This is a genomic window from Micromonospora antibiotica (assembly GCF_017599305.1).
GTDB lineage: Bacteria > Actinomycetota > Actinomycetes > Mycobacteriales > Micromonosporaceae > Micromonospora > Micromonospora antibiotica.
Window position 1 is genome coordinate 69,846 of the sequence record NZ_JAGFWR010000009.1, and the last position, 9,201, is coordinate 79,046.

Annotated in this window: 17 protein-coding genes; all 17 read right to left on the reverse strand. The window is 67.8% G+C overall.

Features of this window, described 5'->3' with window-relative positions:
• Nucleotides 1–6 precede the first annotated feature (6 nt).
• The 17 genes from rpsH to tuf all read right to left on the reverse strand — a co-directional run bounded on the left by rpsH (nt 7) and on the right by tuf (nt 9,022).
• Nucleotides 7–414: a 30S ribosomal protein S8 gene (gene rpsH, locus JQN83_RS17415; protein WP_067301438.1), complete on the reverse strand. Its 408-nt coding sequence runs from the start codon at nt 412–414 to the stop codon at nt 7–9.
• Between the two features lie 96 nt (nt 415–510).
• Nucleotides 511–696 carry a type Z 30S ribosomal protein S14 gene (locus JQN83_RS17420; RefSeq protein ID WP_007073023.1) on the reverse strand — a complete coding sequence of 62 codons (186 nt, stop codon included), beginning with the start codon at nt 694–696 and terminating at the stop codon, nt 511–513.
• A 1-nt stretch (nt 697) separates the two neighbouring features.
• A complete protein-coding gene (rplE, locus tag JQN83_RS17425) occupies nt 698–1,267 on the reverse strand; it encodes a 50S ribosomal protein L5 (protein ID WP_204957695.1) in 570 nt (189 codons plus the stop codon).
• Complete coding sequence (rplX, locus tag JQN83_RS17430) at nt 1,267–1,587, reverse strand: 50S ribosomal protein L24 (protein WP_208568204.1); 321 nt, start codon at nt 1,585–1,587, stop codon at nt 1,267–1,269. Before rplX ends, rplE begins: the two co-directional genes overlap by 1 nt.
• A complete protein-coding gene (rplN, locus tag JQN83_RS17435) occupies nt 1,584–1,952 on the reverse strand; it encodes a 50S ribosomal protein L14 (protein ID WP_007073026.1) in 369 nt (122 codons plus the stop codon). The genes rplX and rplN overlap by 4 nt, the downstream gene beginning before the upstream one ends.
• 101 nt (nt 1,953–2,053) lie before the next feature.
• Nucleotides 2,054–2,335 carry a 30S ribosomal protein S17 gene (rpsQ, locus tag JQN83_RS17440; protein WP_208568205.1) on the reverse strand — a complete coding sequence of 94 codons (282 nt, stop codon included), beginning with the start codon at nt 2,333–2,335 and terminating at the stop codon, nt 2,054–2,056.
• Nucleotides 2,332–2,568 carry a 50S ribosomal protein L29 gene (rpmC, locus tag JQN83_RS17445; RefSeq protein ID WP_013288628.1) on the reverse strand — a complete coding sequence of 79 codons (237 nt, stop codon included), beginning with the start codon at nt 2,566–2,568 and terminating at the stop codon, nt 2,332–2,334. The genes rpsQ and rpmC overlap by 4 nt, the downstream gene beginning before the upstream one ends.
• Nucleotides 2,568–2,993 (reverse strand): 50S ribosomal protein L16, encoded by a 426-nt coding sequence (gene rplP, locus JQN83_RS17450; protein WP_088647000.1) that lies wholly within the window; start codon nt 2,991–2,993, stop codon nt 2,568–2,570. Before rplP ends, rpmC begins: the two co-directional genes overlap by 1 nt.
• 3 nt (nt 2,994–2,996) lie before the next feature.
• On the reverse strand, nt 2,997–3,869 hold the full coding sequence (gene rpsC / locus JQN83_RS17455; RefSeq protein WP_088647001.1) for a 30S ribosomal protein S3: 873 nt from the start codon (nt 3,867–3,869) through the stop codon (nt 2,997–2,999).
• The gene (rplV, locus tag JQN83_RS17460) at nt 3,869–4,327 is read right to left on the reverse strand and encodes a 50S ribosomal protein L22 (protein ID WP_088647002.1); all 459 of its coding nucleotides are present in this window, start codon (nt 4,325–4,327) and stop codon (nt 3,869–3,871) included. The genes rpsC and rplV overlap by 1 nt, the downstream gene beginning before the upstream one ends.
• Before the next feature lie 40 nt (nt 4,328–4,367).
• Nucleotides 4,368–4,649, reverse strand: a complete 282-nt coding sequence (gene rpsS / locus JQN83_RS17465) for a 30S ribosomal protein S19 (protein ID WP_088647003.1) — start codon at nt 4,647–4,649, stop codon at nt 4,368–4,370.
• A 12-nt stretch (nt 4,650–4,661) separates the two neighbouring features.
• Entirely contained in the window at nt 4,662–5,501 is an 840-nt protein-coding gene (rplB, locus tag JQN83_RS17470; protein ID WP_091242024.1) for a 50S ribosomal protein L2, read from the reverse strand.
• Between the two features lie 12 nt (nt 5,502–5,513).
• Entirely contained in the window at nt 5,514–5,816 is a 303-nt protein-coding gene (gene rplW, locus JQN83_RS17475; protein ID WP_007465304.1) for a 50S ribosomal protein L23, read from the reverse strand.
• Nucleotides 5,813–6,493 (reverse strand): 50S ribosomal protein L4, encoded by a 681-nt coding sequence (gene rplD, locus JQN83_RS17480; protein ID WP_208568206.1) that lies wholly within the window; start codon nt 6,491–6,493, stop codon nt 5,813–5,815. Before rplD ends, rplW begins: the two co-directional genes overlap by 4 nt.
• Nucleotides 6,490–7,155 (reverse strand): 50S ribosomal protein L3, encoded by a 666-nt coding sequence (gene rplC, locus JQN83_RS17485; protein WP_208568207.1) that lies wholly within the window; start codon nt 7,153–7,155, stop codon nt 6,490–6,492. Before rplC ends, rplD begins: the two co-directional genes overlap by 4 nt.
• Nucleotides 7,156–7,166: 11 nt before the next feature.
• Entirely contained in the window at nt 7,167–7,475 is a 309-nt protein-coding gene (rpsJ, locus tag JQN83_RS17490; RefSeq protein ID WP_007073037.1) for a 30S ribosomal protein S10, read from the reverse strand.
• A 353-nt stretch (nt 7,476–7,828) separates the two neighbouring features.
• Nucleotides 7,829–9,022, reverse strand: a complete 1,194-nt coding sequence (tuf, locus tag JQN83_RS17495) for an elongation factor Tu (protein ID WP_204924855.1) — start codon at nt 9,020–9,022, stop codon at nt 7,829–7,831.
• Nucleotides 9,023–9,201: the final 179 nt, after the last annotated feature.

Genomic DNA, 9,201 nt, shown 5'->3' on the forward strand with positions numbered 1-9,201 from the left:
CTCCCGTTACCAGACGAAGGCGAGGACTTCCCCGCCAACGCTCCGCTTGCGGGCCTGCCGGTCGGTGAGCAGCCCCTGGGACGTCGAAATGATCGCCACGCCCAGCCCGCCGAGCACCCGCGGGAGCCCGTCCGACTTGGCGTACACCCGGAGACCGGGCTTGGACACGCGCTTGATGCCGGCCAGGCTCCGCTCCCGGTTCTGGCCGTACTTCAGCTCGACGACCAGTCGCTTGCCGACGGCACCCTCTTCGGGCTCCTCGACCAACCAGGTGGCGATGTAACCCTCGGCCTTGAGGACCTCGGCGATGTTCGCCTTGATCTTCGAGTAGGGCATCGTCACCCGGTCGTGGTACGCCTGGTTGGCGTTACGCAGACGCGTGAGCATGTCTGCGATCGGGTCGGTCATCGTCATGAAATTCGTCAACCTTTCTCGCCGGGGTTCCCCGGGCACGGCCCGGGGCCTACGGCGAAGAGACAGTTCAGCTGACGCGCGAAGCGCGCCGGGCTATTACCAGGAAGCCTTGGACACGCCGGGCAGCTCACCGCGGTGGGCCATCTCCCGGATGCACACCCGGCAGAGACCGAACTTGCGGTAGACCGCCTTCGGACGCCCGCACCGCTGGCAGCGGGTGTACGCGCGAACCGAGAACTTCGGCTTCGCGGCGGCCTTGAGGATCAGCGCCTTCTTGGCCATCTCAGTTCTCCTTGAACGGGAAGCCCAGGAGCTTGAGCAGCGCCCGGCCCTCGTCGTCGGTCGTGGCGGTCGTGACCACCGTGATGTCCATGCCCCGCTGGCGATCGATCCGGTCCTGGTCGATCTCGTGGAACACCGACTGCTCGGTCAGGCCGAACGTGTAGTTGCCGTGCCCGTCCAGCTTGCGTCCGTCGAGGCCGCGGAAGTCACGGATACGCGGCAGCGCGATCGACAGCAGCCGGTCCAGGAACTCCCACATCCGGTCGCCGCGCAGGGTCACCTTCGCGCCGATCGGCATGCCCTCACGCAGCTTGAACTGCGCGATCGACTTGGTGGCCCGCCGCACCTGCGGCTTCTGGCCGGTGATCGTGGCCAGGTCGCGCACGGCGCCGTCGATCAGCTTGGCGTCGCGGGCGGCCTCGCCGACGCCCATGTTGACGACGATCTTGACCAACCGCGGCACCTGCATGGGGTTGCCGAAGTTGTGCTGCTCCTGCAGCTTGGCCACGATCTCGTTGCGGTACCGCTCCTTGAGGCGCGGCAGGGTCTTGGTTTCGGTAGCCGTGGTCATCACAGGTCCTTACCGGTGCTACGCGCGATGCGGACCTTCTGGCCGTTGTCGTCGAAGCGGTAACCGACCCGGGTCGGCTTCCCGTCGGAGTCCAGGACCTGCACGTTCGAGACGTGGATCGGGGCCTCCTGGGTGACGATGCCACCGGTCTTGGCGCCACGCTGGGTGGTGCTGATACGGGTGTGCTTCTTGACCCGGTTCACGCCTTCGACGAGGACCTTGTCCTGCCGTGGGTAGGCCGCGATGACCTTACCCTTGGCACCCTTGTCCTTGCCGGCGATGACGATGACCGTGTCGCCCTTCTTGACCTTCACGGTCACAACACCTCCGGCGCGAGGGAAATGATCTTCATGAACCGCTTGTCCCGCAGCTCACGACCCACCGGGCCGAAGATGCGGGTCCCGCGCGGGTCCCCGCCGTCCTTGATGATGACGGCGGCGTTCTCGTCGAAACGGATGTACGAGCCGTCCGGCCGCCGCTTCTCCTTGGCGGTGCGGACGACGACGGCCTTGACGACGTCGCCCTTCTTCACACCGGCACCCGGGATCGCGTCCTTGACGGTGGCCACGATGACGTCGCCGATGCTCGCGTAGCGCCGACCGGAGCCACCGAGAACCCGGATGCACAGGATCTCCCGGGCACCCGTGTTGTCGGCGACGCGCAGTCGCGACTCCTGCTGAATCACGTCTATCTCCTATGTCTGCCGGTTCTCCGGCCGCCCGTCGAGGGCGGCCGGAGCCTGGCGGAACCTGCGCCCGACCGAAACCGGCCGAGCTCGAGCCTTCGCTACTTGGCCTTCTCGAGGATCTCCACGATGCGCCAACGCTTGGTGGCGGACAGCGGCCGGGTCTCCATGATCAGGACCCGGTCGCCGATGCCGGCGGCGTTCGGCTCGTCGTGCACCTTCAGCTTGCGGGTACGACGCATGATCTTGCCGTACAACGCGTGCTTGACGCGGTCCTCGACCTCGACCACGACGGTCTTGTCCATCTTGTCGCTGACCACCAGGCCCTCACGAACCTTACGGCGGGCCCGCACGTCGGCGGTGGTGTTCTCGGTCTCGCTCATGATGCAGTCACCTCAGTCGGCGCGGCCGAGAGACCCAGCTCGCGCTCACGCATGATCGTGTAGATCCGGGCGATCTCCCGACGGATGACCTGCAACCGCCGGTTGTTGTCCAGCTGACCGGTGGCGGCCTGCACGCGGAGGTTGAACAGCTCCGCCTTGGCCTCGCGCAGCTTCGTGACCAGCTCCTCCTCGGAGAGCTCACGCAGCTCGGAAGGCTTGACGCCCGCTGCCATCAGGATTCACCCACTTCGCGCGTAACAATGCGGCACTTCATCGGGAGCTTGTGGATCGCGCGACGCATCGCCTCTCGCGCGATCTGCTCGTTGGGGAAGGACATCTCGAAGAGCACCCGCCCCGGCTTGACGTTCGCGACCCACCACTCGGGCGAGCCCTTACCGGAACCCATCCGGGTCTCGGCCGGCTTCTTGGTGAGGGCCTGGTCCGGGAAGACCGTGATCCAGACCTTGCCACCACGCTTGATGTGCCGGGTCATGGCGATACGTGCCGACTCGATCTGCCGGTTCGTCACGTACGCCGGCTCGAGAGCCTGGATCCCGAACTCGCCGAACACCACCCGGTTACCGCCCTTGGACGCGCCGTGGCGGTCCGGGTGGTGCGGCTTGCGGAAGCCCTTCGGGGGCTTGCGCGGCATCAGCATCTGTCAGCCCTCCTGCTGCGTTTCTGCCGGCTGGGTGGCGGCCGCGGCGACAGCGGAACTGTCGACGGGCTCGCCACTCGGCGTCTCGGCCTGCTGCGCGATGGTGGTCGCGGCAGCCCGGCCGGCCTCGGTACCGCCGGCGGTCGTACCGGACGAACCCGACCGGCCACGACGCGGCCGCTCGGGCCGGTCGCCACGCTCACCACGACGCGGGCGGGACGGACCGGCCTCGGCCGGGGCCTCCCGGCCCGGGACGGCGTCGCCCTTGTAGATCCAGACCTTCACGCCGATCCGGCCGAAGGTGGTACGGGCCTCGAAGAAGCCGTACTCGATGTTGGCCCGCAGCGTGTGCAGCGGGACCCGACCCTCGCGGTAGAACTCCGTGCGGCTCATCTCGGCGCCACCGAGGCGGCCCGAGACCTGCACCCGGATGCCCTTGCAGACGGGGTTCTTCATCGCCGACTGCATCGACTTGCGCATGGCCCGACGGAAGCTGACCCGGCTGGAGAGCTGCTCGGCGACACCCTGGGCGACCAGCTGCGCGTCCGACTCGGGGTTCTTCACCTCGATGATGTTCAGCTGCACCTGCTTGCCGGTGAGCTTCTCCAGCTCGCCGCGGATCCGGTCGGCCTCCGCACCCTTACGGCCGATGACGATGCCCGGCCGGGCGGTGTGGATGTCGACCCGGACGCGGTCCCGGGTGCGCTCGATGTCGACCTTGGAGATGCCGGCGCGCTCGAGCCCCTTGGACATCATCCGGCGGATCTTGACGTCCTCGCCGATGTAGTCCTTGTAGAGCTTGTCCGCGAACCAGCGGGACTTCCAGTCGGTCGAGATGCCGAGCCGGAATCCAGTGGGGTGAACCTTCTGACCCATTACTCGGCACCCTCCGTCTTACTTTCGGTCGCCGCGGGCTCGGCCTGCTGCGCCGGTGCCGCCTTCTTCGCCGCGGACTTCTTCGGCGCGGCCGGCGCGACCGCCTCGACCGCCACGGTGATGTGGCAGGTGCGCTTGCGGATCCGGTACGCCCGGCCCTGCGCCCGCGGCCGGAACCGCTTCATCGTCGGGCCCTCGTCGACGAACGCCTCGCTGACGAGCAGCGCGTCGGGGTCCAGCCGCTCGTTGTTCTCCGCGTTGGCGATCGCGCTCGCGAGCACCTTGTACACCTGCTCACTCGCCGCCTGCGGCGCGAACTGCAGCACCGTGAGCGCCTCCTTCGCGGGCAGGCCGCGGACGAGGTTGACCACCCGGCGCGCCTTCATCGGCGAGATGCGCACGTGTCGCGCAACCGCCCGCGCGCCCGGAAGCACCGGAGCGTCGCCCTTTCCTGGCATCGCTGTAACCCCTTGTTCCTCTATCCGTATGCCCGCGGCGTCAGCGCCGGCGGCTCTTCCGGTCGTCCTTCTCGTGACCCTTGAACGTGCGGGTCAGCGCGAACTCGCCGAGCTTGTGCCCGACCATGGCCTCGGTCACGAACACCGGGACGTGCTTGCGTCCGTCGTGCACGGCGATCGTGTGCCCGAGCATCTCGGGGATGATCGTCGAGCGGCGCGACCAGGTCTTGATGACGTTCTTCGAGCCCTTGTCGTTCTGCGTCTCCACCTTCTTGAGCAGGTGGTCGTCGATGAACGGGCCCTTCTTCAGGCTGCGAGGCATGCTCTATCTCCCTCAGCCGCGCTTACGCGTGGCGTAGCGGCGGCGGACGATCAGCCGGTCGCTCGGCTGGCCCTTACGACGGGTGCGGCCCTCGGGCTTACCCTGCGGGTTCACCGGGTGACGACCACCGGAGGTCTTACCCTCACCACCACCGTGCGGGTGGTCGACCGGGTTCATCGCGACACCACGGACGGTCGGGCGCTTGCCCTTCCAGCGCATCCGGCCGGCCTTGCCCCAGTTGATGTTCGACTGGTCGGCGTTGCCGATCTCGCCGATGCTGGCGCGGCAGCGCACGTCGACCCGCCGGATTTCACCGGACGGCATACGCAGGGTCGCGTAGACGCCCTCCCGGCCGAGCAGCTGGATGCCGACGCCGGCCGAACGGGCCAGCTTGGCGCCGCCGCCCGGACGCAGCTCCACGTTGTGGATGGTGGTACCGACCGGGATGTTGCGCAGCGGCAGGTTGTTGCCCGGCTTGATGTCGGCACCCGGACCGGACTCGACCCGGTCGCCCTGCTTCATGTCCTTCGGCGCGAGGATGTAGCGCTTCTCGCCGTCGGCGTAGTGCAGCAGCGCGATACGCGCGGTGCGGTTCGGGTCGTACTCGATGTGCGCGACCTTCGCCGGCACGCCGTCCTTGTCGACCCGCTTGAAGTCGATCAGGCGGTACTGCCGCTTGTGACCGCCGCCGTGGTGCCGGGTGGTGATCCGGCCGTGGGCGTTGCGGCCACCCTTCTTGGGCAGCGGAGCCAGCAGGGACTTCTCCGGCGTGGACCGGGTGATCTCGGCGAAGTCGGCGACGCTGGAGCCGCGTCGGCCCGGCGTCGTCGGCTTGTACTTACGGATAGCCATTGTCTACACCCCTCAGCTGACCGGGCCGCCGAAGGCCTCGATACGGTCACCGTCAGCCAGCTTCACGATCGCCCGCTTGGTCGCCTTGCGCTGACCGAAGCCGGTCTTGGTGCGCTTGCGCTTGCCCTGGCGGTTGAGCGTGTTGACCGTCAGGACGCGGACGTTGAAGATCTGCTGGATAGCGATCTTGATCTCGGTCTTGTTCGCGTCCGGGTGCACCAGGAAGGTGTACCAGTTCCGGTTCAGCTCGCTGTAGCTCTTCTCCGAGACGACCGGCGCGACGATGATGTCCCGCGGGTCGGCGATCGTGCTCACTTGCCACCCTCCTCGGTGGTCTCGGCGGCGGACTCGGCCGCAGGGCCGTCCTCCGCGGGCACGCCCAGGAACTCGTCCAGGGCGTCCTTGGTGAAGACCACGTCGTCGGCCACCAGCACGTCGTACGTGTTGAGCTGGCCGGACTCGATCAGGTGCACCCGCGGCTCGTTGCGCAGCGACACCCAGTTCAGCTCGTCGGTGCTGCTCAGCACGACCAGGACCCGACGGGCCTCGGTCAGCTTGGCCAGCGTCGCCAGGGCCGCCTTGGTCGACGGCTTCTCGCCCGAGACGAACGCCTCGACGACGTGCACCTGGCCGGCGCGGGCCCGGTCGGAGAGGGCGCCACGCAGGGCGGCGGCCTTCATCTTCTTCGGGGTCCGCTGGCTGTAGTCGCGCGGCGTCGGGCCGTGGACCACGCCACCGCCGGCGAACTGCGGCGCGCGGATCGAGCCCTGCCGGGCCCGACCGGTGCCCTTCTGCTTGTACGGCTTCTTGCCGCCACCGGCGACCTCGCCGCGGGTCTTGACCTTGTGGGTGCCCTGCCGGGCCGCCGCGAGCTGAGCCACCACGACCTGGTGCATCAGCGCGATGTTGGCCTGGACGTCGAAGATGTCGGCGGGCAGCTCGACGGAGCCGCTCGTGGCGCCTTCGGCGTTGCGGACGTCAACGGTGGTCACTTGGCCACACCGCCCTTCTTCACCTTCGTCTTGGCCGCGGTGCGGACCAGGACCAGCGCGCCCTTGGGGCCGGGGATGGCACCACGGACGAGCAGGAGGTTGTTCTCGGTGTCGACCGCCTGGACGGTCAGGTTCTGGACGGTGTAGCGCACGCCACCCATCCGGCCCGCCATCCGGGTGCCCTTGAAGACGCGACCCGGGGTCGCGCAGGCGCCGATGGAGCCCGGCGAGCGGTGCTTACGCTCGACACCGTGGCTGGCGCGCAGGCCGTGGAAGCCGTGCCGCTTCATCGGGCCGGCGTAGCCCTTGCCCTTGGTCTTGCCGGTGACGTCGATGGTCACGCCGACCGGGAACTCCTCGACCGTGACCTCCTGGCCCAGCGAGTAGTCCGCGGCGTTCGAGGTGCGCAGCTCGACGATGTGCCGGCGCGGCGCCACGTCCGCCTTGGCGTAGTGCCCGGCGAGCGGCTTCTTGGCCTTACGCGGGTCGATCGTGCCGTAGGCGAGCTGGACCGCGGAGTAACCGTCCTTCTCGGCGCTACGCACCTGGCTGACGACGCACGGGCCGGCCTGAACCACGGTCACGGGCACAACCTTGTTGTTGTCCCAGACCTGGGTCATACCGAGCTTGGCGCCCAGGATCCCCTTGACTTGCCTGTCCATTTGTCCGGTCCCTACAGCTTGATCTCGATGTCGACGCCAGCCGGCAGGTCGAGGCGCATGAGCGAGTCGACCGTCTTCGGGGTCGGGTCGATGATGTCGATCAGCCGCTTGTGCGTACGCATCTCGAAGTGCTCGCGCGAGTCCTTGTACTTGTGCGGCGAGCGGATGACGCAGAAACGGTTGATCTCCGTGGGCAGCGGCACCGGGCCCGCGACCTGCGCCCCGGTGCGCGTCACCGTCTCGACGATCTTCCGCGCCGAGGAGTCGACGACCTCGTGGTCATAGGCCTTGAGCCGGATGCGGATCTTCTGTCCCGCCATGGTGGCTTCTGTTCCTTCTCTCGATGCCGCTGTGTTGCGGGTGCCTGTACCGGCTGGCACAGGACCGCTTCGCCGACCCCCGCGGTCGGGCGTGTCGCGCCCTCGGACCAGGCTCCGCCCCGGGTCTCCGGAGCAGCTATCTGGTCACCCGGTGGGTCTGGACGCCGATCGCATCACAGCGATCTGGACGCCGTGCGAGGGTGGTTGACCGCCAGGGGCGATCAACCACCCTACGCGCGATTGTCAGTGTCCCGGAGGTCCAACTTACGCCGGACACGGGCGACTAACCGTCGTTACGCAACCTGACCAGTATGCCGCACGACCGGCGGCAACGCTAATCGGGGTTACCTAGTTCACTTGATGATCTTGGTGACGCGACCCGCGCCGACCGTACGACCACCCTCGCGGATCGCGAACTTGAGGTTGTCCTCCATCGCGATGGGCTGGATGAGCTTCACGGCCATCGTGGTGTTGTCGCCCGGCATGACCATCTCGGTGCCCTCGGGGAGGGTGACGACACCGGTGACGTCCGTGGTCCGGAAGTAGAACTGCGGACGGTAGTTCTGGAAGAACGGGGTGTGCCGGCCGCCCTCCTCCTTGGAGAGGATGTAGACGGTCGCCTCGAACTCCGTGTGCGGGGTGCTGGTGCCCGGCTTGACGACCACCATGCCGCGCTCGACGTCCTCGCGCTTGATGCCACGCAGCAGCAGACCGACGTTCTCGCCCGCGCGGGCCTCGTCGAGCAGCTTGCGGAACATCTCGATGCCGGTGCAGACCGTCTTCTGCGACTTCTCGCGGATGCCGACGATCTCCACCTCCTCGTTCGGCTTGAGGATGCCGCGCTCGGCGCGACCGGTGACGACCGTGCCACGACCGGTGATCGTGAAGACGTCCTCGATCGGCATCAGGAACGGCTTCTCGGTCTCACGCTCGGGCTGCGGGATCGCGGTGTCGACCGCGTTCATCAGCTCCAGCAGGCGACCGGTCCACTCGGGGTCACCCTCGAGGGCCTTCAGCGCCGAGACCCGGACGACCGGCAGGTCGTCACCCGGGTACTCCTGCGCCGACAGCAGCTCGCGGACCTCAAGCTCGACGAGCTCCAGGAGCTCCTCGTCGTCGACCATGTCGCTCTTGTTGAGCGCCACGACGATGTACGGCACACCGACCTGACGGGCCAGCAGCACGTGCTCGCGGGTCTGCGGCATCGGGCCGTCGGTCGCCGCGACCACCAGGATCGCGCCGTCCATCTGCGCGGCACCGGTGATCATGTTCTTGATGTAGTCGGCGTGCCCGGGGCAGTCGACGTGCGCGTAGTGCCGCGCCTCGGTCTGGTACTCGACGTGTGCGATCGAGATCGTGATACCGCGGGCCTTCTCCTCCGGCGCCTTGTCGATCTCGTCGAACGGCGTGTACGGGTTGAGGTCCGGGTACTGGTCGTGCAGGACCTTGGTGATGGCCGCCGTCAGCGTCGTCTTACCGTGGTCGATGTGACCAATGGTGCCGATGTTGACGTGCGGCTTAGTCCGCTCGAACTTAGCCTTCGCCACTGGTGTCCTCCTGTGGACTTCTTGGTTCGCGCCCCGGCGCGCCGGACGGCGCTTAGGACTCTGTCGACAGCCTTTCCGGCCTGCGGCCGGAGAGCTTGGTGGGTTCTGCGGCGATGAAGCCTACAGGCCCGGATTCATCCAACCCGACCGAGGTGGTCGCGGACGGGATTCCCGCCCGC

Coding starts and splice junctions, on each gene's coding strand:
- rpsH (WP_067301438.1), bottom strand. CDS start 414: ATGACGATGACCGACCCGATCGCAGACATGCTCACGCGTCTGCGTAAC.
- JQN83_RS17420 (WP_007073023.1), bottom strand. CDS start 696: ATGGCCAAGAAGGCGCTGATCCTCAAGGCCGCCGCGAAGCCGAAGTTC.
- rplE (WP_204957695.1), bottom strand. CDS start 1,267: ATGACCACGGCTACCGAAACCAAGACCCTGCCGCGCCTCAAGGAGCGG.
- rpsQ (WP_208568205.1), bottom strand. CDS start 2,335: ATGAGCGAGACCGAGAACACCACCGCCGACGTGCGGGCCCGCCGTAAG.
- rpmC (WP_013288628.1), bottom strand. CDS start 2,568: ATGGCAGCGGGCGTCAAGCCTTCCGAGCTGCGTGAGCTCTCCGAGGAG.
- rplP (WP_088647000.1), bottom strand. CDS start 2,993: ATGCTGATGCCGCGCAAGCCCCCGAAGGGCTTCCGCAAGCCGCACCAC.
- rpsC (WP_088647001.1), bottom strand. CDS start 3,869: ATGGGTCAGAAGGTTCACCCCACTGGATTCCGGCTCGGCATCTCGACC.
- rplV (WP_088647002.1), bottom strand. CDS start 4,327: ATGCCAGGAAAGGGCGACGCTCCGGTGCTTCCGGGCGCGCGGGCGGTT.
- rpsS (WP_088647003.1), bottom strand. CDS start 4,649: ATGCCTCGCAGCCTGAAGAAGGGCCCGTTCATCGACGACCACCTGCTC.
- rplB (WP_091242024.1), bottom strand. CDS start 5,501: ATGGCTATCCGTAAGTACAAGCCGACGACGCCGGGCCGACGCGGCTCC.
- rplC (WP_208568207.1), bottom strand. CDS start 7,155: ATGGACAGGCAAGTCAAGGGGATCCTGGGCGCCAAGCTCGGTATGACC.
- rpsJ (WP_007073037.1), bottom strand. CDS start 7,475: ATGGCGGGACAGAAGATCCGCATCCGGCTCAAGGCCTATGACCACGAG.